Source organism: Bacteroides sp. NSJ-39 (assembly GCF_014287315.1).
Taxonomy (GTDB): Bacteria; Bacteroidota; Bacteroidia; order Bacteroidales; family Bacteroidaceae; genus Bacteroides; species Bacteroides finegoldii.
Map to the genome: position 1 here is coordinate 75186 of NZ_JACOOB010000011.1, position 24590 is coordinate 99775.

The window sequence follows — 24590 nt, forward strand, 5'->3', positions numbered from 1 at the left end:
AGTTTCAAGCGCATGAAACTGAAGTTTCTCACCGATGAAACCAAAGTTTCCGCGTATGGAAACTAAAGTTTCTAACGACTGAAACTGTATAACTCCTTCCGCATAAGATTGACTGTAATAAGCTGGCAACGTGTGACAGCAGTTCCTTCTGTCACATTGCCATCATACACTGCTGTCACAGTCTTACAGGTTTATTATCAATGTTTTATCCCCTTTTATGTGACGGATGACAGCAGATGGATGAGTTTAACTTTATGAGAGAGGTTAGAACATGAACATGGCAACCGCTACGATACGGTTATTGCATACAGCATGCGCATTTTTAATTTTCCCGTTCATTGGGTTGAGAGAACCATACCATGCTGTGCTTAACGTATACTCCAGTCCGAACTTCCAGTGAGGAACATTATAAGTCAGTTCTGCACCCGCCGTTACCAATTGGTCGAGATTTGTACCTGTTCCGTAAAGTTGTGCCTTTCCATTTGGAGCATATAATTCGTCGCTTGTTCCCAAGTTCTTGGCGTATCCGACGAAAATTCCCGGTTTCCACTTCTTTCCATAGACAAGGTTGAACCACGAGCTGGAAACACGAATTGGAGTGTACTTCTGTTCTCCTGTACGTTCATCGATAGATTCGATACCGAATCCACCGAGTCCGGAAGCCTGTGTAAGGTTGGAGCCCAAAACGCTTTTGGCTCCGATAAACCAATCTTTATTGGTATATTTCATGTGAGCCTCATAGGATAAAGTAGTGATTCGTTCGTCTACCTTGAATCTCTTCCCATTTCCACCGATAGCTTCCTTTCGTGGTTTCATTGATAGCATTTCGATTCCCGCCCCAATCAGGAATCCTCCGTTTTTATAATCGGCTCCTACGTAAATTTCCGGAATACAGCCGTTTTTCAAGTATTCGTGGCTCTTTTTACTCTTAGTGGGGTTATCTAAATCGATACCTTGAGAGGTATATTGGGATTGCCATACGGCAGCTCCTGTCAGTTGGAAGTTCTTATTAGTATAGCGGTAACGAATTTGTGGTGCACGGCTGAATGGCTGGAAAGGTGCTCCGACAGAAAGATTCAGAATCTGCGGAGAAACATCTCCAAATAGTGGATGCCAAGTTTGACCGAGCAATAAGGCCGATTTTCCCCAATCCAGATTGAGATAAGCATGGCGCAGGCGGACTACCGAATAAGAAGTACCGGTACCCCGAAAGTCGGCTTCTATTTTGGCGGAAGTCTTGGCTGTCCCCAGTTTAGGACCGGCCACGTCTACTCCCAGACGTGAATATAAAGTATAGAAGTTGCTGCTTGGCGTTCCATTCAAGTCATTTCCGTCTTCGTCACGTACTTTATCTTTCGGATACATATAAAATAATCCGTCTACGGTTTCTTCATTGGCGCGACTGTTGTAGTAGAGGTCGGTGCGAATCTGTCCGTAAAATTTAAACTTGAAGTCCTTTATTTGAGCAAAACTGCCCGATACCATCATTTGGCAAAGAAAGATTAGAATGTATTTTTTCATCATGTGTTTGTTTATAGACGGGCGCAAAATTACAAAAAATAACCGTCAATTAACTTATCGTTGACCAAAAAAGCTAAGAACGGCTTGGTTGTACTTCTGGAATGTGCCGCTTTTATGGATTGCTTTTAGCAATTTCCGGTCTGCTCCAGGTGCCAGGTATTCCCAGAAGGTTTTCATTTTATTGAGCAGTTGCCCTTCCCCTCCTTCCAATTGTGCGGCATATTGGCTGTATACGGATGTGTGCATGGAGTGTAGCTTGTTCCTCATTTCATCGGCGGATAGTGTACGGTTCTCTTTGTATTCCAGTGCCAATGCCGGATTGGCTAGTAATCCCCGTCCGATCATTACTCCGGCCAGCATGGGAAACTGCTCTTGGATGCGCAGGATATCTTCCCGTCTTTTTATATCACCGTTATAAATAAGCGGATGTTTGCAAACGCTTTGAAAAGCGGCAAAGCCTTCGAGGTCTACGTCTCCTTTATATTGCTGTTTGCCCAAGCGGGGATGCATCGTTACCTGTCTTAGAGGAAGGTCGTTTAATAGGGGAGCGATGGCGAGACACTCCTCCGGATTTTCCCAGCCTAATCTCATTTTTACGGAAAAGCGGATTTGCGGGTACTTTACGACTATACCTAATAATGTCTTGACCTCTTCCGGATAAGGAAGTATTCCCGAGCCGTTATGCCGTTTGGCTAAAATAGGGAAAGGACATCCCAGATTGATGTCTGCTTCGCCATATCCTTTTTCAATGAAAAGGGAAAGAATGGTCTCCGCTTTTTCTGCGGACGGAGCAATCAGCTGAGGAACTAAATGTGGCACATGATTGTTTGCGGAATCAATCTCTCTGATATCTTTATTCCTGAAACTTTCCTTCTCAATTCGTACAAACGGGGTATAATAAGTGTCTATACCACCGAAAACGGCAGCATGCGCATTGCGGTAAAATGCTTCTGTATAGCCTTGTAGTGGGGCGAAATGAATGGGTAGCTGTTGCATAATGCTCTTTTTGCACAAAGATATATCGAATATCTTTGATATGTATGTTTTTGTACCATAATTGAATAATTTTGGTTGGTAAAATTGTGGATGTATCTTTAAATTTGCGCATTGACTAATCTAATTTTAAATGTAAAACGAATAGTATGCAAACCGAATTCCAATTTAAGTTATCATGGAAGAGAGGTCTCAGTGTGTTACTGTTAACCTTATTTTCATTCTCTCTTGCAGTGGCCCAAGTACTGGTACGGGGTACTGTCATCGATCAAACAGGAGAATCGGTTCCTGGTGCAAGCATCCAAGTAAAAGGAGGCACACAAGGTACGATTTCCGATCTCGACGGTAAATTCTCACTTAATGTTCCCAACAAGAAGTCTGTTCTTGTTATCTCTTTTATCGGATACACGACGCAGGAGTTGCCGGTTGATGTATCGAAACCTATGTCTGTTGTATTGAAAGAAGATACAAAAACGTTGGACGAAGTCGTTGTCGTTGGTTATCAGGAGGTCAAGAAGAAAGACCTGACCGGTGCTGTGGCAAAGGTAAATATGGAAGATTTGCTTAAAACCCCTTCCTCTTCATTCGATCAGACATTGGGAGGACGTATCGCCGGAGTAAATGTGAGTTCAGGCGAAGGTATGCCGGGTGGAACGATGAATATCGTTATCCGTGGTAATAACTCCTTGACTCAAGACAACTCTCCGTTGTATGTCATTGATGGTTTCCCTGTAGAAGATCCGACTATCGCAGCTACCATTAACCCCTCCGATGTAGAATCAGTAGATGTGCTGAAGGATGCTTCGGCTACGGCTATTTATGGAGCACGTGGTGCTAACGGTGTTGTTATCATGACTACAAAGAAAGGTAAGATTGGAAAGCCGCAGCTTAAGTACGATGGAAGTTTCGGTGTGCAAAAAGTTACCAATACCATTCCTATGATGGATGCCTACGAGTTTGTAAAGTTGCAGAACGAAATGTTTCCGGCAGATACTAAGAAAAATTATCTGAAAGAATATGAAGGTAAGCAATGGACATTGGAAGATTATCGCAATGTTGCACAATATGACTGGCAGGATGAAATTTTCCGTACCGCTTGGCAGCAGAGTCATAACGTCAGCTTGATGGGAGGAACGGAAGGCGTCCGTTATAATGCTTCCGCTTCTTATTTTGACCAGGACGGTATCGTGCTGAACTCAAACTACAAACGCTTCCAGACACGTATGAATACGGTAGTCCGTCGCGGTAAACTGAATATGAGCATAACAGCTAACTATTCACGTGCTATCCAGACAGGTAGTTCTACCTCTTTATATTCATCCAGTGGTATGAATAACTTGTTTTATAGTGTATGGGGATATCGTCCTGTGACTGAACCGGATGTTCCATTGAGCACATTGATGGATAACGCACTCGATTCATCGGTAGAGCCGACGAATGACTATCGTTTCAATCCGATTATGTCATTAAAGAATGAATACCGTAAGAATTATACGAACAATCTTCAGTTGAACGGATTTGTGGAATATGAATTCATTAAAGGTCTGAAGTTGAAAGTGTCGGGAGGCTATACATACGACGCCCGTAACAATGATACCTTCAATAACTCGAAGACACGTTACGGTAGCCCTATTTCTACAGATAAGGTAAATGCGCAGGTGGTTCGCAATCAACGGCTGACTTGGTTGAACGAGAATGTCTTGACTTATCAGACTAATATAAAGAAGAAACACTTCTTTAATTCTTTGCTGGGTGTTACCTTGCAGAATTCGGATTATGAATACTACTCTTTCAAAACAACCAACATCCCGAATGAATCGATGGGAATGGCAGGTATGAGCGAAGGTATTCCCGCTACTACAAGTTCGGAGAAGTCTTCATGGTCTATGATGTCTTATTTGGGACGTGTGAATTATAATTATAAATCGAAGTACTATGCGACAGCGTCTTTCCGTGTCGATGGTTCTTCTAAGTTTGCTAAAAAGAACCGTTACGGTTTCTTCCCTTCAGGCTCTTTGGCATGGAACTTTACTGAAGAAAATTTCATGAGCAAATATAAATCCGTCATCTCTAGCGGTAAGTTGCGTGCAAGCTGGGGGTTGACAGGTAACAACCGTGTAGGCGAGTATGAAACGTATGCTTTATTGAAAATGTTGAAGGCAACTTCAAATAATGTTCAGACAGGTGTATATCCGTTTGAGAATAACTTGAACAGTATCGGTATGGTGCCTATCTCCTTGTTAAATAAGGATCTGAAATGGGAAACAACAGAACAATGGAATGTCGGTTTGGATCTGGGCTTCTTTAACGAACGCATCGGGATCAATGTTGACTGGTATATGAAGACTACCCGTGACCTGCTGTTGGATGCCGATTTGTCTTACACGACAGGCTTCAAGAGTGCAATGAAAAATGTGGGTAAAGTACGTAACTCGGGTGTGGAATTTACTTTGAATACAGTAAACATCCAGAAAAACGGTTTTAAATGGAGTACTAACTTCAATATTGCATTCAATAAGAATGAGGTGCTGGAGCTGGCTGAAAACCAGACATCATTGCTGACTGCCGCTTATTTCGACCAGGCCTACAATACGCAACCTACTTATATTGCCAAGAAGGGTTATTCAATGGGTATGATGTACGGTTATCAGTATGAAGGTACTTATAAATACGAGGATTTCTACAAATCAGGTGATACGTATGTGTTGCGTCCGGGTGTTCCTTACTTCTCCAGCGAAAGTAATACACAGCCGGGTATGCCGAAATATAAAGATCTGAATGGTGATGGTGTGATAGATACCAACGACCGTACGATGATCGGACGTGGCTTGCCTATTCATACGGGTGGTTTCACGAATGATTTTGAGTACAAAGGCTTCGACTTGAGTATTTTCTTCCAATGGTCTTATGGAAACGATATTTTGAATGCCAACCGTTTGTTCTTTGAAAACGTGAACAACTCACGTAATTTGAACCAATATGCAAGTTATGCCAACCGTTGGACTCCGGAAAATCCGTATAGTGATATTCCGGTTGCCAAGAACTCAAGTTCTAATAAAGTGGTTTCTTCGCGTGTGATTGAAGACGGTTCTTTCCTGCGTCTGAAAACTCTGACATTAGGTTATACTCTGCCGAAGAAAGTAATTAAGAAGTGGGGAATCGGCAATGCCCGTGTATATGTGGCAGGGCAGAATCTTTGGACAATCTCCGGCTATTCCGGTTATGATCCTGAAGTGTCTATCCGTAACGGTGCTTTAACGCCGGGACTTGACTACTCTGCTTATCCGAGAGCTTATGCAATCAACTTCGGAGTCAATTTAGGATTTTAATATTATTTGATCAGATAATAGATATAAAGAAGAATTTATGAAAACGATAAAAATAACATTCCTTTCTTTGGTAGCCGCATGTACGATGGCCTCATGTGACTTTTTGGAAAAGGAGCCTTATAAGATTACTCCGGAAAATTACTTCCAAAATGAAACGGAAGTTTCCAATTTCCTGACCGGTATTTATGCAAATCTATCGCAGACCTCTTTTTATGGTAATGATTACATGGTTCTTGCAGGCGGTGACGACTTGGAATTTTATGGCGGGTCTACCGGACGTATTTCTAATACAGGTTTGATTTGTAACAATACGACAACCAGTGACGCTGCTGTTACACAGTTCTGGGCGGATTTGTATAGTGGTATCGAACGTGCGAATATGCTACTTGAACATATTGACAATGTACCGAGTATGAGTGCGGAAAAAACAGCCCAATATAAATCGGAGGCTCGTTTCCTGCGTGCATTCTATTACTTTAATCTGGTTCAATGTTGGGGAGATGTTCCTTTGAAATTGGAATCTACTTATTCATCCGGTACTGTAACTGACAAAGATATTGCCCGTACCGACAAAAATGTGATTTATAAGTTTATAGTGAAAGAGATGGAAGAGGCAGCCGATGAAGGTTTACTTTCAGCCAAAGATCTGGGATATAAGCCTAATCGTATTTCAAAGTCTGCCGCATGGGGAATTCTGGCGCGTGTCTATTTGTTCTGGGCAGGTGAGCATAATCGTGATGACCAACCGGAACCTGCGGAAGCGAAATCTTACTTTGAACGTGCCAGTCATTTCGGACAGTTGGTAATGGGTGAGGGTCACGATCTTTCTACTAATTATTGGGATGTATTTATTGATATGTGTTCTAATAAATATAATACATCCGGTAAGAATGAAAGTATTTGGGAAGCTGAGTTTGCCGGTGACGGTACGGGTGATGTTCGCTCGGAAGGACGTATTGGTAATACAATCGGGCTTCAATGTTCGGACTTTTCTTCTCAATCTAGTTTGGTGGGAAAAGCAGATCCGGGATACTCTTACGGATTCCTTTGGTCTACTCCGAAACTTTATAACTTGTATAAGAGTCATGGTGATATGAAACGTTTCACATGGAATATAGCACCTTTTACTTATCGTGCTCTTGATTCTGATGCTGATAAAGATATTAAGGGTAAGGTTGGTATTGTGGGAAGAACCTTTGAAACTGAGGAATTGTATAAAGTAGTAACAGGTTCTGATTGGTATGAATCTTATGATTATGAAGGTGCGGATGACGGTACTCAATTTGTTAGTAAAGGAAGTCAGAGGGGAGACGTTTATAAAAAACAAACGGCAGGTTTGGAGCGAAGAGATCTCTGTTGTGCTAAGTTCCGTCGTGAATATGAACCTGCTGCAAAAAGAAATAAGAATCTTACTTCTATTAATTTCCCGATTCTTCGTTACTCAGATGTATTATTAATGGTTGCTGAGGCTGAGAATGAGTATTATGGTTACCCTACACAGTTGGCTCAAGATTGTTTGAAGGAGGTGCGTGAGCGTGCTGGGGTAAATGTCGATCGTTATATTCCTTCACTGGCTACACAGTCAAAATTCCGTGAAGCCATTAAAGATGAACGTGCAATGGAATTGTGTTTTGAGTATACACGTCGTTTTGACTTAATTCGTTGGGGAGAGTTTGTAGAAAGAATGAACGAACAGGCTGAGGAGGCTCAAGTCGGGAATCTTTGGAATCAGGCTTCGCAGGTGGTACAGTTCTTCCGTGTGACTTCTGCTTATAGGTATTTCCCGATTCCGGATGCAGAGCGTGCTGTGAACAAATTGATAACGACTAATAATCCGGGTTGGTAATCCGCTTTTATTTTCATTAATAACTTAAGAAGAGAATATGACGATGAAAACATATAAATTATTATTGTTAGGTTTGGGAGCTCTTTGGTTCACTTCATGTGAGAAAGAATTGGATCGGGATCTGACCGATGTCAGCGTAAGTGTGGCTACCAACGAAAATGTAAGATATGAAGGGAATATCCTGACAGTAAAGAAGGGAACACCAATAGAATTCCTTTTGCATGGAGATCCGGATTATGTATCTTTCTTTAGTGGGGAGATAGGTCACCAATATATTTATCGTGACCGTAAAGAGATTAATGTGGATGATATTGAATCCTGTATTTTGAAGTTTTCCGTTTGGGCACAGTATGGAAAAGGCGAATCAGGTGAACTCAATTCTTGCAGAGATATGTTTGATGTTTTGTATTTAGCTGAAAAAGAAGACCCGGCAAATCCTGGACAAACAATAGTCTTTCCTGGTTTGAGTAAGACTAATTTTGAAGCGGATTCTATTTTAGTAGAAAAACAAACACCTTGGGAAGTACTTATTCCTAGAGCTGAGTTGCCGCAAAAACCGGTATCGAATGCTACACAAGCTACTCCTTGTGAGAGATCTGTAAAAGATTATATTGGTAAAAAGTTAACTGTAGCTTTTGTTGTGAATAAGGATGAAAAAGAAGCTCCATTCGATCCTAAAGGTTCTGCTGCATATCCAGACGGAAGTACAATTATTCAGTCCACTTTTCATGTGCAGGATATGCACGTAGAAACTAAATGGAAAAATGGTCGTGTAACAAAGCTTTACGCAAGCTCATTTGGCTTTACTCCACTAAATATGAAAAATAAGACAGAGTTTAAGGACCAAAATAAGGATTATATGCCAACAGATCGTGAATATGGTTCTGTCACTACCGGTGGTGTAAATGGTTTGTGGAACTTGACCGGTATAGCAAGTGGCGGAATGGTTATCAATGGAACTTCAGCCGGTAATCCATGGAAGTACAGTTGGCTTGTTTCCGACTATATTAACTTAGTAGAATGTCCGGAAGTGGATTCATCCGTGAAAGTAAAAGATGTTTCTTTGGATGTGGATACTTATAGTTATACATACGATCAGGTGGGTACTTATACCGCTACATTCCTGATGAATAATTTTAGTTATGCACATGAGGCATCTAAGATTTGTGAGTTGATAATCAATGTAACAGAATAACTTTAAATACTATACAGATTATGAAGTACATAAAATCGTATATACTTTTCTTCTTGATGGTCTTTGCCGTAACAGGTTGTACAACGGATGACTTGAAAGATGATGTGAACGGCCTGAAAGATAGGGTGACGCTTATTGAGGAACAGGTGAAATTATTAAATGATAATTTGGCGGTGATAGCTTATATTCTTGATCCTCAGAATAAGACAATCAGTGAGGTGAAGAATGTAACTGATAATGGAGAGGTTACGCAGAAGAAGATTGTTCTGAGTGATGGTACGGAATTGACACTGACTATTGGTAAACCGGGAACTATAAATGAGCCTGAAGTTACAGTAGGAGAAGATAAAATGTGGTACATCAATGGAGAACCTACCGGTGTGATAGCCGTAGGTGAGCCGGGAAAGAATGGTGAAGGTTATCCTGAGTTCCGTGTGCAGGATGGCAATTGGCAGGTACGCTTTGGTGACGGTGCTTGGGAGCCTGTATTTGGCGGTGAAAATGTGGCTGACGGTTCTTTGGGCGATCAGTTTTTTGTGAAAGCCGAAGTGGTAGATGATAATTTTGTGGTAACAATGACAGATGGCACGGTACATACACTTCCTATTGTTGCCGATTTAGCTTGCGCTATTGATAAGACTGATATAACTTTAGATGCAGAGGGCTTCTGGGTAATTGAAAAAGGTGCAAGAGGAGAAGTGCCTGTGAAGATAACTGGTGAAAATCCGCAAGTTACTTATCCACAAGGTTGGAGGGCGACATTGAGTGAGCTGGAAACTGCGGATGATAAAGGTAACAATTATAAATTGTATATCTATGCTCCTGCCGCTGCAATCAAGACTATGAATACTCGTGCTGCTGCGAATAACACTTCCGATATTACTGTTCAAGTACAGAAAGGTTCATTGTGGGCGGTAGATAAGATAAAGGTGAAGACACCGAAAGAACTGAACACAAATGAAGAAAGATATAATGATGGTCAAACGATCCGTGTAGGTGGATTGGAAATAACAAGAGAATTATACGGTGATGTTAAAGCTGTTCCTGCTGATGGTAAATTGACTGAAGGTGGCGTTTATTTCATTTCAGAAAGTGGCAAGAGGTTGACTTATAGTTTGGGTATTTCTGGTGTTGAAAGCCTTGTTATATTGCCAAATACGGAGGAAGTTTCTGATATAAAGTTAATAATTACTTCCCAAATATACTTTACGAATACATTGGCTTTTCAAAATGTGAATCTAAATAATTCTATTGAGAACCAATATCCATTACGTGCGAAAGGAACTGTTGGTAAAATAACACTTGATAATTGTAAAGTAAATAATTTGTCAATAGGAAAAGGTCTGATGATTCCGGATGTAGCAAGTACTGATCATTTAGTTTCTTTTGAAATGAGGAACTCTGAAATAAAAATAGAACAATCTGGAGCTGGAATGAATATAATGTTCAATATGGATTGTGATCTTCTTACGTTTGAAAATAATATAGTTTATTATTCGGGAGATGTTCCAAAGACACAAGAATATGCAAATCATATGACAAATTTTAAAGTATTTAGTGGTCAAAATAAAATAATTAAAGAACTAATAATGAATTCCAATACATTTGTCGATGTGGAATCTACAGGTACGAGTGGCGTTACTGGACTTGTTTGGGCAAGCAGTATAGGAAAAGTAACATTTAATAAAAATCTGTATTGGCAAAGTTATCCTGCTACACAGTTTATTAAACCAGCTCCTATTACTACTACAGTTTTACTTAGAGGAATTCCTAAGAAGGAGGATTATGTAGCAGAAGGAAGTTCTAATTATGGGTATAATGGCAATGCAACGATGAAGACATTCCAGTTATGTTTTGGAAGCGAACGCCCAGCAACAATGACTGAGTTGATCGTTGTTAAAGATATGTTTGTGACTTTTGATAAATCAACCGGCACATTTATTCCTAAAGACGAATATAAAGCCTACGGTGCTCAACGTTAAAACTAAGATAATATGAAAAAGATATTAATACTACTATTAATCCTATTGCCTGTCATTACTTTTACAGCGTGTGATGATAAGGATGATATACGTAAAAACATTGATGAACTGAATGCTCGCCTAGATGCGTTAACCAATGATTTGGAAAGTCTGAATACAAGCATTAGCTCTTTCCAAGACGCTATGCAGGGGCTTGTTCTTATCACTGGATATTCTATGGATGAGAAAGGTAACTATACCTTGAAAATGAGTGACGGTACGGAATTGACCGTTTATAGCGGATTGCCTAACGAGGATATACCGGTGTTGGGAGTCAGTGAAGACGGTTATTGGACTTATACTTTCAATGGCGAAACAATAACGTTACCGAGTAAAGCAAAGCCTGAAGACGGAAAAGACGGTGAAACGCCGACGATCTCAATTGATGAAGAGGGCTATTGGTGTTATACCATTGCAGGTGGCGAAACACAGCGTATCGGAGGACCTTATAACATTGCGGATATTACAAAGATTCCCGGAAGTATATTTGCGGATGTGGTAGTCAAGGATAATGTAATGACTTTTTCTTTTGCAGGAGGAGGTATAACAGATATTCCTCTGTTGGGAGGACTGAATATGACTTTTGCAGATGGAGCAACTAGTCTGACTTCTGTAACGATTGCGAAGAATACTCTGAAAGAGTTGAAAGTAGAACAGATTAATGTGGATAAGATAATCATTGATCCTACACCGCTGACGATAGATTTGACCGATACGTCATTGACTATTCAGACGACAGGGGTAGATCCGGGAGTGTATGATGTTCATTTTCAGATATTCTCTAAAGAGGGCTATCGTTTGATTAAATCGTTGAAAGTGACAGTTAGTGAATAAGTGGAATCAATAAAGTAAAGAAATTATTATGAGATACTATAAATCATTCATATTATTCAGTTTGTTGGCACTAGTCTTTGTTGCGTGTGACACAGACGATTTGGAAAAGGACATTGATGCCTTGAAAGACCGTGTGGCGAGTGTGGAAGCACAAGTACAACGGTTGAACGATGAGATGAATATCTTGCGTGTAGCATTGGATGGCAATAAAACGATTACAGATTATTCCATTGATGGTGACACCTATACGTTGACTTTAAGCAATGGTGAGACATTGACATTGACGCAGGGCGAGGTAGGAGGTAATTATCCGTCTATTGAAATTAGTGAGGACGGTTATTGGGTAATCGCCGGAAATAAAACCGAATGGCGTGCTAAAGCGGAAAACGGTGAAGATGCAACGATTACCCCCAAATTTGAAATCAGAGCCAATTCGGATGCGGGAAATAAAAAGTATTGGTACGTCAGCTATGACAATGGCTCTACTTGGAAAGTATTGGAAAATGGCTTAGCGGAAGGAGTAAATGAAAATACTCCGTTGATAAATAGAGTAGAGGTGAAAGATGGCTATTTCAATATTATGATTGGCGATCAAGTTTACCAGATTCCTGTTGTGAAAGGTTTGGAATGTGTGATTAATATACCTGAAGGAACAACAGATGGGCTTTGGAGTGTAGCAGGCGGTGGTCAATCTTCTTTTACGGTAAAAGTGAATCTGGCAGATGGTGATTTGGTTAGGGTAAATGCTCCGGCAGATTGGAATGCGAAAGTTTCAGAGTATTCAGCCGGTACTACGGAAGTTACCGTAACCGTAACTCCTCCTTCCACTCCGAGTGAATGTACAATTAGGGTAGAAGTCACTCATGGAGTAAATACAGCTACTGATCAAATAAAGGCTAAAACGATTTCGGACAGTTACTGGGCAGAGTATCAGGCTGGATTTGATATCAAGATTGGGGATGTGGTGATTAATAAGTTTGATTATCCGGATGCGAAACTACTTCAAGATGGTGAAACTGTTCCTGCCACAGGTGTTTATTTTATTGCAGATGGTGCTACTGTGAAAAAAAGTGGTCCTGTTACTGATTTAGTTTTGATTGCAGAAAGGAAAGATAATAAATATTCTTCTAAAATATCTACCACAGGTAATATCTCTTTAGGAAATTTAGCAGAAGGCATAGGCTTCTTATGTAAAGGTGTTTCTTTGTCATCAGAAGGAACTAGTAGTGTCTATTGGTTTAATCTATCTGGGAATATAATTGAGAGATTGTATTTTGATCATTGTAGAATCGAGTTTATGGTAGACAAAAATTTCTCAAATTTCAATAACGCTAAATCTGGTATAAAGAATTTATTGATAGAATCTTGCCATATAGCGATACCGGCACAGCAAGCTAAAGAAGATCGGACAGCCTTGTTTTTAAGATATGATCAAGGACAATATGGCAATATGACGATACGTAATAATGTATTTTACTGTACAACAGAAAATAAAGCCGTTTCATTAACTCCATTAATGACAACAGCTAAAGCCACTGTGCTGGATGGAATAGATGTTTGTATTGAGAATAATACCTTGATAAATACATTATTGAATCATGATAACTCTACTTCTGGTCTTATGAAGATACCTTATAGGAAAGGATGGAAGATGAAGAATAATTTAGTTTGGTATGATGTAGCTCTTATAGCAAATAAAAATGCAACGGCTAGCTTCTTATCAGAATTAGGAAGTATGGAGACTTTTGATATTGAAGATATCTCCAATAACAAAGTATTCACAACTATTGAAGACAATCCGTTGATATGGGGTATTTTTAGAGATAATAAGGTTTTTGAGGATAATGTCATAATCCCAGAGTTAACAACTCCGTTTGTTGATGGCACACTTGTTGATACCGAAGGTAAATACACTCTTAAGCCTGAATATCAAGGCATAGGTGCAACAATCGAATAGTTGTTGCAACAGATTAGAATAAATAAAGGAGAGTCTGTTGGCATGAATAGAAGCTGGCAGATTCTTCTTTTCTTATTGTACCACTTAAATTCGAAAAACATGAAATATCGTTTACACTATTTGGCTACTTGTTTATTTATTGCTATGTCATTTATATCTTGTTCAGATGATGAAGTAATAAGTAATCAACCTATTCCAGAGCAACCTGAACAGTTAACGGAACTTATTGCTCAATACAACACTAATATTTCCGCCTATCAGGCCATGATGGATAATAAAGCGGAGATTGTTGATTATATCACTGATAGTAAAGGCTTCTATAAATTGCAACTTAGCAATCAACAGATTGTAGACGCTAATGCTCAGACTACTGAAGATAAAGATATTCCTCTTCTGAGTATTGACGAAGATGGTTATTGGAATTATCTGTTAGGCGGGACTTCAGCTGTCCTTACTGACCTGCAAGGAAATCCTGCTCCTGCTTTAAGCAAGACGGGGAAAGGTATATTTACTCCTCAAATTGCATTAGGTAAAGACGGTTATTGGCAGGTTTCTTACAATGGAACTCAATGGAAACGTTTAGGTAATAATATTGCTCCATCGTTGGCTGAGAAAACGGCTGCTAACTTTTCTCTTTATCGTTCCGTTATTTTAGATGAAGTAACCAATACTATTACTTTAGAATCTCGTGCGGGTAACGGTATACTTAAACTGAATACGGTTAATAATGGTACGGCACAGGCATGGAAGAAATTTTTAATGAATAGTGATGATAATGTGTTGCTGGATTATTCGTATGCCGGATATGATCACGGTGAAACTGCTCCTAAGGATGGTTTTGCTTGGGGGTATAAGGTTTGTAATGTGAAACAACGCATGGAACAGGAGAATATTACTGCTTTAGAAGCTTTTATTCGTATATTGGATGAAAATAAACTTATTCGTAAAACGACTTCGAATGCTACTAATGCGAATGCCAAGATTGTGATTTACTTTCCTGCAGGTGAGTATGTTCTGCATGAAGAAGCTGGAAAGAACTTCCCTTATGATATTTTAGGAGGAAACTTCATTATCAAGGGGGATGGTCCTCAATTGACTCGGCTGGTGATGAAAACGCCGAATGGAGATACGGAGGCTACTAATGTTCCTATGTTAAGTATCAAACATACTAATAGCCCGAATAATGCAGGACATTCTCCGTTATTGGCGAATGTTGTAGAAAATGCGAAGAAAGGTGAGTCTAATCTTGTGGTTTCTTCAACTACCGGATTGAAGCCGGGTAAATGGGTACAGTTACGTTTGCGGAGTGGTAATAAAGATTTATTGGCAAAAGAACTTGGTCCTATTACCCCGACCGGCTCGTGGTCAATAGAACAACAGCCTGTTCCTATTACGGCAGAGAAATCTAATGATAATTACGGAATTAAAGTTACGGAATTTCATCAAATAAAATCAGTCGGTGGTAATCGCGTTGTTTTCTATGAACCGATTATGCATGATATTGACACCCAGTATGACGATTGTTTGGGTTGGGAAATTCGCGAATATAAGTATTACGAAAATGTGGGAATAGAGGATTTAACTTTCGTAGGCCAGGCAATCACTCCCTATTATCATCACGGTGATGGTGCACCGAGTAACGTAGATGCATGGCGATATGATCAAGAATATAGACCGATCGCTATGGTACGATTAGTTAATTCCTGGGTACGTAATGTAGATTTTGAGAGTGTAAGTGAGGCATTGACTATTTCCGAATCAGCCAATTGCTCTGCCTATAATATTGAAATCAGAGGTAATCGTGGGCATGGAGCAGTACGTGCTGCCGGTTCGACACGTATATTCATTGGTAAGATAAATGATCAAAGCAAAGATGGAACGGCTAATAAATACGGAGTTATCGGTCAAGGTCAGTGGCATGGATGTGGTGTTTCCAAACCAAGTATTGGTAATGTGATTTGGAATTCGAACTGGGGTAGTAATGCTTGTTTCGAATCTCATGCCACACAACCTCGTGCTACTCTATTTGATAATTGTAGTGGTGGGTTGGTTCGTTATCATGCAGGTGGCGCAGAAGATGAAGCGCCGAATCATTTGAGTGATTTGACTATATGGAATCTGAATGTGACCGGAACAATTGATGAACAGAAGCGAGACTTTTCTACTAATTTCACTTGGTGGAATAATACAGATAAGTGGTGGAAGATTTATCCGCCTATCGTAGTCGGTACTCATGGCCAGGCCGTGACATTCTCACAAGAGGAAAAACAGCTTACTTATGAAGAAAGTACTGGAACGAGGGTTACTCCCGAGTCTCTTTATGAGGCACAGTTGGAGAAACGTCTGGGAGCAGTACCAGCTTGGTTAAGGGCTTTGAAATAATAATACTGGAATAAATGAATAATTTCGTAAAGAAATTCCGGCAAATGGCACCTGTGATAAGTATGATTATATCACAGGTGCTGTTGCTTGGATGTAAGGATGAAGACTCAAAAGAATATATCGAAGGGCAGATTCCGGAGACGGAGGTTGCTGCGTATATTGCACAAATGAATCAGGATATTGCTGATATGCAGCAGTTGGCAGATGGAAAGTTGAGGGTGTTCACTTATTTCCAAGAACAGGACAACGTTTGGGTAATGGAGTTGGAGAACGGTCATATTCTAAGGATCTATCCAGAGGTAGAGAAAAACGAAAAAAAGGAAATTCCCATATTGGGGATTAATGAAGAAGGATATTGGATATACGAGTTCTATAATACGGAGGACATACTGACTGACGTGAACGGTGAGCCGGTAGCTGCCCTTGCCAAAACGGGAAAAGGGACATTTGTACCACGGTTGAGGCTAAATGAAAAGAACTATTGGGAAGTGTCATTCAACGGGATGCAATGGAAGCAACTGACTAGTAGACCGGTAGATGTTATATCTACTACATCGGCTGCTTATTCTTTAATGAATGGACTTGTCGCTGATGAAAAAAATAAGACTGTCGGTTTGTCTTTGTGTTGTGGAGAGTTGATAATAACTTCTGTTGTGCTGGGAAAAGGTACTACTGAAGCTTGGAATAAATTTGTGTTAGGAACTTCGGATAATGTTCTGCTCGATTTTTCGTATGCCGGATATCATCATGGGGAAGTAGCTCCTTCAGATGGCTTCTCTTTGGGATATGAGGTGATGAATGTGAAAGAACGGATGGATGCGAAAAATCTGACAGCTCGGGCTGCATTGATTGATATTTTGCAAGAGAAGAATCTGACCCGCAAGAATGATACAAATGGCAATAATCCGAATGCCCGTGTTGTGATCTATTTCCCTGAAGGAGAGTATGTGTTGCATAATGAGGACGATAATGGTATGAGAGAGCCGGAAGCGGGAAAAACGTATGCAACAGATAGTAAAGGGAATAATACAAGTTATAGTATTCCTATTACTGGCGGACATTTGGTTATTAAAGGTGACGGTCCGGATAAGACTAAGTTGATTATGGCGACTCCTAATTTGCCCGGAAGTACAGAGGTGATGTATTCATCTCCATGTATGCTTGAACTGAAACATAATTCGGATACCCGCAAGATGTGCACAGTAGCCTCTGACGCAAAAAAAGGTACCTATGTGGTAGAAGTAGATGATGCGACCGGTTTGAACAAGGGTGATTGGGTGTGTCTGTATTTAAAGGATAATACTCCTGAACTGGTAGATAAAGAATTGTCTCCATATAAGGCGGAGGCAACGATGACTAATATAATAGAGAAGGGGGTGCAGGTACAGGATTTCCATCAGATTATAGCTAAAAGTGGTAATCGTATTACTTTTAAAGAGCCGATTATGCATGAAGTGGAAGCACGTTGGAAATGGGAGATTCATCGGTATCCGCATTATGAAGAAGTGGGAGTGGAGGATTTGTCTTTTGTGGGACAGGCAAAAGATGATTTCAAACATCATGGCACTTGGGAGGACGATGGTGCATACAAGCCATTGAACATGGTTCGATTGACTAATTCATGGATGCGACGTGTGAAATTTACAAGTGTGAGTGAAGCTACTTCCATTATCAATAGTGCCAATGTGTCGGCTTATGATATCACGATAGATGGTAATCGCGGACATTCCGCTATCCGTTCCGCAGGTTCTTCGCGTGTGTTTATCGGTAAGGTGACGGACCGTACGGATGGATTGTTGATTGACGATAGAAATACCCGTGAAGAGGGTGTTGGGCAATATCACGCTTGCGGTGTTTCCAAACCAAGTATGGGAGCTGTTATTTGGCGTGTGCATTGGGGGAAAGACGCTTGCTTCGAGTCTCATGCCACACAACCTCGTGCCACATTGATAGATGCTTGTAAGGGTGGGTTCATGCAATTCCGTCAAGGAGGTGATTATGATCAGTTGCCCAATCATTTGGATGATCTTACTATCTGGAATATGTATTCGGAGAGATCCCGAACGGCGAGTGGTAATTCTGCTCCTTCCGGAGTATTCGACTGGTGGCGCATCGGTTTTAAAGGATGGAAATTCTTGCCTCCGACGATTGTCGGTTTTCATGGCGATCCGTTGAATTTTGTACAGGAGCAGGTGAAGCTTGATGAAAGTCATGGCACTCCGGTAGAGCCGGAATCATTGTATGAGGCACAATTGGAACATCGTTTAGGTTTTGTACCTGATTGGCTGAAAGCATTGAAATAGGTATAAAGAAAGCTACTATAAAAAATAAATGATTATGAAATTGAAGAACTGGGTCGGTCTATTGCCATTTTGTGCAGGGATATTTATGTCTCCTTATGCTATGAGTAATGTCCGCACAAACTATTCGGCACAGACGGAAGTGTCTGTGTCTGATGTGGAAGTGAAGAAAAAAGAGTTAAAGGAGTTTAGGAAGAAATATAAACTGCCTGCTCCGAAAGCGAATCAAAGGGAAATAGATGCCGCTTTGATGCAAGTACAGCTATGGCAGTTGGAACGGGACGATGAAAAGACTGTTACCGGAGTCTCACCGTTTAAAGAAAAAGTGACTCTTCAGCAAGGACGGGATATTGCCAAAACGGTACGTGTGTTGGCCTTTGCTGCTGAACGTGACGGAGGAGATGCGGAAGAAAGTTTCAATCTCTATTTGGATTTTCTCTTTACGGAGAAAGTTATAGAGCGTATGCCCAAATATAAATATAGTAACTATAATGATGTACGCAGAGTTCCGGCAGATTTCTTGAGTGCCTTGTCTGTATGTGACGATGTACGTAAAAGTCGGTTAATTGCTGCTGTGTGGAATTTGCTGGAGGCGGACCGATTATATCTCAGTGCGGAAGAGTTGAGACTGAAGGTGAACTCAGACTATATTTATAATGTTCTTCCGCATTTGTTTATTTGTGCGGTTCATAACCCGAATGATGAACAAGCTATCAAGGACTTAACCGCTTTCTCTCATTTCCTGTCGGGATGTACCCAGTACAGCCCTAGCGGGTATGATATACTGAAACCTGACGGAACAGGATTTCATCATAATACCCATTATAACGGGTATATGTATTCATATCGCACTTGGGTGGAATATATGGGACGGCTGAAAGGCACTTCCTTCCGTATTGAGAAGGAGGCGTATCAACGGATGAGCAAAGCTTTGGTTAGTATTTATTTGATGGCGGTACGTTCTGAATCGGATAAAGACCGTTATTTTGCGAATAGTATGGCGGGCAGACACCCTTTTACCGGTTTGGGGATTAATTTCTCGCGACAATTGTTTGAGACATTGATTGAAGTGGGAGGAGATGTGCTAGGGATTCCGTATGATCAGGAATTAGCTTCTTACTACAATTATTTCTATAAGACGAAAAAGTATAAGAATGCTCCCGAACTGAATGCGGATGGCTTTTATCAGTTTAATTTCAGCCCGGCAGGAGTTTACAGACAGGGTAATTGGCTGGCAGTGATGCGTTGTCCGACTACTAACTTCTGGGGTGGAGAGATATATAATAAAACCAACCGGTTCGGCAGATACCAAAGTCATGGAACGCTGGAAATACTTTATGAAGGTGGACTTGCCAAGTGTGGTTATCCCGCTGATAAAGAAAAGAAGAGTGCCGGTTGGGACTGGAATATGATGCCCGGAAGTACTACTGTACATTATACGGATTGGAAGGAAATGACGCCTAATAAAAATGATGCTGACCGTTTCGACCAAAAATCAACAACGACTAATTTTGCAGGAGCATTGGCTTGGAAAGACTGTGGCCTTTTTGCGGCTGCTTTCGATCAGGATGATCGTTGGGGAAGTCGTCGTTTTGAACCGACTAACCTTTCTTTCTGCAAGTCTGTATTTGCCGTTGATGGAATGTTGTATAGTCTTGGTACTGATATAGAGGCGAAAGGCGACTATTCGGATGAATGGATTACTGCTACAAATCTTTTCCAATCTATTGTATCTAAAGAATCCGGAGATATGACTGTAAACGGACAGATAATGAAAGCAGGAAAAGAACAGATTATAGAACCACAGGTTGCCGCTTGGATGGTTACTCCTACCACTACCGGGTATTTTGTTCCGAAAGGACACGACCGGTTGGTGATTAAGTACGGTGAACAGACTACTCCTTCATCAGCGGGTATGGCTGCCGGAATGGGAAAGGAGACTGCTGCAAAGGCTTATCTTCATCATGGGGTGAAGCCGGAAAAGAAAAGTTATCAGTTTATGGTTGTTCCGGGTACTACTTCCGAACGGATGAAGGAACTTGCCAAGAAGCAAGAGCAGGAGAAACTGTTTAAGGTCATCACTGCACAAGATTCTGTGCATATAGTGAAGTATCTTCCTACATCTACCATTGCATACGCTCTGTTTGCTCCGGTCTCTAATTTATCGGCGGGAGTGGTATGTGCTTCTAAAACGGAGTTACTGGTAATGGAACGTCTGGATAAAAGTGGAAGCGGACTGGAACTGGCGTTGTGTAATCCTAATCTTCGTCCGAAAACGATTGGCAAAAATAATTGGCGGACTACACCTACACAAGCTTCAATAGAGCTGAAGGGTAAATGGACTGTGAAAAGCGGTGATGAAAGCCAAAAGATTATGTTGGAAGAGAATGCAGCGGGAAATACAGTATTGAAGACTGTATTGTCCGAGGGAATGCCTGTTTATGTGTCGTTAGTGAAATAGTAGATCAAGAAAGAATGGTATGAATATGAAGAAGTTGTTAAGTATATTAATGTTGGGTTGGGCGTTTGTTTGCGGACAGGCACAACAGTCGGTAGATATGGACTGGTGGCGTGAAGGTCGCTTTGGTATGTTTATTCATTGGGGATTGTATTCAGTTGCTGCCGGTGAATGGAATGGAAAGCCGGTGGATGGCATCGGTGAGTGGATACAGAATTTTGCCAAGGTCCCTAACAATGAATATGAGAAACTGGCTGATAAACTCACGTTAGCTAAATATAATCCGGAAGAATGGGTGAAATTAGCAAAGCAAGCCGGAGCTCGTTATATTGTATTTACGACTAAACACCATGAAGGCTTTTGTATGTATCCGAGCGAGGTGTCTGATTTTGATATTGAGCGTACTCCTTATAAAAGAGATCCTTTGAAAGAACTGGTAGAAGCTTGCCGTAAGCATGGGGTAAAAGTCGGATTCTACTATTCTCATCGGCAAGATTGGCGGGAAGAAGACGCTGCTGTGATGCAGAATGAATATGACGGGCATTATGGTAAGCCGAAATCGGAAGTAAAACCGAATCTGGACCGTTATATCAGGGAAAAGGCTTTACCGCAAATGCGGGAATTGCTTACCCGATACGGTAAAATTGATTTGTTATGGTATGACACTCCGTTTGACTTGACGAAAGAACAGAGTCGGACATTTGTAAATGTAGTCAGAGAATTACAGCCGGAATGTATTGTGAATGGTCGTGTGGGTTATAATCTGGGAGATTATGGAGCATTGGGAGACAATGAAATGCCTTGTTCGCGTGTGAATATGGATTTGGAAATGGTGGCTACCATGAATCATACTTGGGGATACAAAAAGAACGACCAAAACTGGAAGAGCCCGAAAGATATTCTTTGCTCATTGATAGAATGTGCGAGTCGTGGAGTGAACTATATGGTGAATATCGGTCCGAAGGAGGATGGAACCGTACCACAACCGAGCATTGATATAATGGATTTCATCGGAAGGTGGATGCAGAAGAATTCGGAAGCTGTCTACGGAACAACCGGAAATCCTTTTAATGATAACTTCCCTTGGGGGTATGTTACACATAAGGGTAATGTGATTTATCTGCATCTTTTGAGGGAACCTCTGAACCGTTGTATTGCATTGAAGGGTTTGTCGACATCCATTACAAAGGCAGAAATACTTGCTTCCGGTAAGAAAGTGACGGTGACTGATCAATCGTATCCAGTATTGACAGTGCCTGCTCATCTGAATTATGATGAAATTCCGGTGCTGAAGTTGGTATGTAAGTCTCCGGTACGTTTTAGCGAGGATAATTACATGAACGAGAATGTAGTCAGTATTCCGGTGGCAAATGGTAAGATTATTCCGGGCAAAGAGGGAAGTCTGACGATTGCTGAGGGTGGAAATACACAAAACTTCCATGCAGGTACTGGTAAGTTGCAGCTGAAATGTGTGATTGATGAGCCGGGTACTTACAAAGTACGTGTATTCACCAGTCGCCATTGGAGAAGATCATTTGCTGAGGGAGCTAGAATTACATTGAAAGTGGATGATAATACTCCGTTCAATTCCGTATTGATGAAGAAAGACGGGGAGTTGTCCAATGTACGCCAGAACTCCTACCCGGAAACATGGAGTGATATCGGTACGGTACACTTCAAGCAGAAAGGCGCAAAAGGGTTGGAACTTTCTGTGAATGCAACAGGCACGTTTAGCCGTTTGGGATTCTTTGGGGAGGATATCCAGAATGAGAGTGAGAAAAACATTCGCTTTATGAGAATAGAGCTAATCAAAGAAGCCTACTGATGTTCAAAGAGCAGACAATTCTTTACTTTTATGAAATAACTTTTTTCAACAGAGGTCAAAGTAAAAGAGAGGAGCCTCACGGTTCCTCTCTTTTTTAGGGGGTTAAATTGATTAAAGTCCGATTTTATTATACGTTTTCAATAAGGTTAGAAAAATCGTGTGATATATTGCTTTTGTTGTAACGCATATTCACTGTTTTATATTTTCTACAAATGTATGGATTTTGCATGGGTGTAGTGGGTGTTATTATTCAAGATAGGTGCAAAATCATACAAATCTATTATTCTCATATTTCTATTCTTCTTTTACACTTTCCAATAATGCGGATAACTCTTTTACAATTTCGGGATGTGACTTCGCTACATTTGTTTTCTCCGATGGGTCGGATGAGAGATCATATAGCTGAGGCTGCTTGTCATTACCCAGTTCCATCTTTGTCCAGAATTCAATAGCAGGACCATCGCTTGGTTCAATATATTTCCATTCTCCCTTAACAATGGCAAGTGTGTTATTCAGGTTTTGTTGGACTACATACTCACGACCTGTATTGTTTTTGCCTAAAAGTACATCCAGATGTTCCTGGCTGTCGGGGGCTGCACCCTTGCGCAAGGGCTGATTCAGAAGCGAAGCAAATGATGCGTAAGTGTCGATCTGCGAGAAAAGCGCTTGTTGTTTGGAAGGCTGTATTTTAGCAGGCCAGCGAATGATAAAAGGAATGCGGGTACCGGCTTCGTAAGCACTGTATTTGCCACCGCGATAGATTCCCATTGGAGTATGACCATTGAGATTCTCGTAGGCATAGTCCTGATAACCGTCGTCAATCACGGGACCGTTGTCGCTGGTAAAGATCAGGATAGTGTTGTCCGCTATGTTGAGGCTGTCCAATGTGTGCATGATTTCACCGATAGTCCAGTCTAACTGAAGAATGACATCGCCACGTGTTCCAAGTCCGCTTTTTCCTGCAAAACGAGGGTGGGGGATACGGGGCACATGCACGTCTTGCGTACCCATATATAAGAAGAAGGGCTCTTCCTGGTGTGAGGCAATGAAGTTCTTAGCCTTGTCAGTGATAATGTCGGCTATGTCTTCATCTTGCCAAAGAGCGGATTTTCCTCCGGTCATCCAGCCGATACGGGGAATACCGTTAATAATGGTATTGTTGTGTCCTTGACTGGGCTTTAATTTCACAAGTTCCGGATTTTCTTCTCCCGTAGGCCAGTCACCTACTTTGTGGTCGTAGCTGACGGTGATGGGATCGTTCGGATCAAGATTCACTACACGTCCGTTTTCAACGAATACACAAGGAACACGGTCTACGGTTGCCGGAATGATGAACTCATAATCGAAACCGATACTTTGCGCATTCGGACTGATTTGGCTGTTGAAGTCTGTTCCGCCTTTCGGTCCCAGTCCCAAATGCCATTTGCCGACAGCACCGGTAGCGTATCCGGCGTCTTTCAGCATATCGGCCATTGTAACGCAGGCAGTGTCGATGATAAGTTCCGAGTTTCCGGGAGCAATACCCGTGTTTTCCTGCCGCCAGGGATACATACCCGTCAAGAGCCCGAAACGGGAAGGGGTACTGGTAGCTGAAGTGGCGTAAGCATTGGTAAATTGTACTCCTTGTCCTGCCAGACGGTCAATATTGGGAGTACTAACTTTACTCGCTCCGTAACAGCTCAAGTCACCGATACCAAGATCATCCGCAAATATATAAATGATGTTCGGCTTCTGAACGTTTTGTCCGTTGTTCTTTTGAGATGCGTGATTGCAGCCGGTTAGCATGGCAATGCCGGGCAATAACGGGAATAGGCGTGAAACGTTTCTCATAATGTTTATCTTTTAGGGGGTAATGTTACTGATACAAAGATAAACAATTGAGAAAACAAGGATGACTAGTAATGTACAACTGAAGTACAAAATAGTACA

The 24590-nt window shown here is 41.2% G+C and carries 13 protein-coding genes; 10 read left to right on the forward strand and 3 right to left on the reverse strand.

The window, feature by feature from the left end:
* Positions 1–264: 264 nt before the first annotated feature.
* A complete protein-coding gene (locus H8S63_RS13335) occupies positions 265–1521 on the reverse strand; it encodes a DcaP family trimeric outer membrane transporter (protein WP_186927067.1) in 1257 nt (418 codons plus the stop codon).
* Positions 1522–1575: 54 nt separating this feature from the next.
* Positions 1576–2520 carry a tRNA-dihydrouridine synthase family protein gene (locus H8S63_RS13340; protein ID WP_186927103.1) on the reverse strand — a complete coding sequence of 315 codons (945 nt, stop codon included), beginning with the start codon at positions 2518–2520 and terminating at the stop codon, positions 1576–1578.
* A gap of 143 nt (positions 2521–2663) precedes the next feature.
* On the opposite strand from H8S63_RS13340, the gene H8S63_RS13345 reads away from it, so the two are divergent.
* The 10 genes from H8S63_RS13345 (at position 2664) to H8S63_RS13390 (ending at position 22661) form a co-directional block, all read left to right on the forward strand.
* Positions 2664–5843, forward strand: a complete 3180-nt coding sequence (locus tag H8S63_RS13345; RefSeq protein ID WP_186927068.1) for a TonB-dependent receptor — start codon at positions 2664–2666, stop codon at positions 5841–5843.
* A gap of 37 nt (positions 5844–5880) precedes the next feature.
* Positions 5881–7689, forward strand: coding sequence for a RagB/SusD family nutrient uptake outer membrane protein (locus H8S63_RS13350; protein ID WP_186927069.1), 1809 nt, complete (start codon positions 5881–5883; stop codon positions 7687–7689).
* Positions 7690–7732: 43 nt separating this feature from the next.
* Positions 7733–8884 (forward strand): DUF5017 domain-containing protein, encoded by a 1152-nt coding sequence (locus H8S63_RS13355; protein ID WP_186927070.1) that lies wholly within the window; start codon positions 7733–7735, stop codon positions 8882–8884.
* Between the two features lie 20 nt (positions 8885–8904).
* The gene (locus H8S63_RS13360) at positions 8905–10866 is read left to right on the forward strand and encodes a PL29 family lyase N-terminal domain-containing protein (protein ID WP_186927071.1); all 1962 of its coding nucleotides are present in this window, start codon (positions 8905–8907) and stop codon (positions 10864–10866) included.
* Between the two features lie 12 nt (positions 10867–10878).
* The gene (locus tag H8S63_RS13365; protein ID WP_186927072.1) at positions 10879–11739 is read left to right on the forward strand and encodes a PL29 family lyase N-terminal domain-containing protein; all 861 of its coding nucleotides are present in this window, start codon (positions 10879–10881) and stop codon (positions 11737–11739) included.
* A gap of 28 nt (positions 11740–11767) precedes the next feature.
* Positions 11768–13696, forward strand: a complete 1929-nt coding sequence (locus tag H8S63_RS13370; RefSeq protein ID WP_186927073.1) for a PL29 family lyase N-terminal domain-containing protein — start codon at positions 11768–11770, stop codon at positions 13694–13696.
* A gap of 99 nt (positions 13697–13795) precedes the next feature.
* A complete protein-coding gene (locus tag H8S63_RS13375; RefSeq protein ID WP_255467662.1) occupies positions 13796–16078 on the forward strand; it encodes a DUF4955 domain-containing protein in 2283 nt (760 codons plus the stop codon).
* A gap of 14 nt (positions 16079–16092) precedes the next feature.
* Complete coding sequence (locus H8S63_RS13380; RefSeq protein WP_186927075.1) at positions 16093–18381, forward strand: DUF4955 domain-containing protein; 2289 nt, start codon at positions 16093–16095, stop codon at positions 18379–18381.
* A 34-nt stretch (positions 18382–18415) separates the two neighbouring features.
* Positions 18416–20839, forward strand: coding sequence for a polysaccharide lyase family 8 super-sandwich domain-containing protein (locus H8S63_RS13385; protein WP_255467663.1), 2424 nt, complete (start codon positions 18416–18418; stop codon positions 20837–20839).
* Positions 20840–20864: 25 nt separating this feature from the next.
* Positions 20865–22661: an alpha-L-fucosidase gene (locus H8S63_RS13390; protein WP_255467664.1), complete on the forward strand. Its 1797-nt coding sequence runs from the start codon at positions 20865–20867 to the stop codon at positions 22659–22661.
* Positions 22662–22955: 294 nt separating this feature from the next.
* Here H8S63_RS13390 and H8S63_RS13395 read toward each other — a convergent pair whose 3' ends face one another.
* Complete coding sequence (locus tag H8S63_RS13395; RefSeq protein WP_186927077.1) at positions 22956–24491, reverse strand: sulfatase-like hydrolase/transferase; 1536 nt, start codon at positions 24489–24491, stop codon at positions 22956–22958.
* Between the last annotated feature and the right edge of the window lie 99 nt (positions 24492–24590).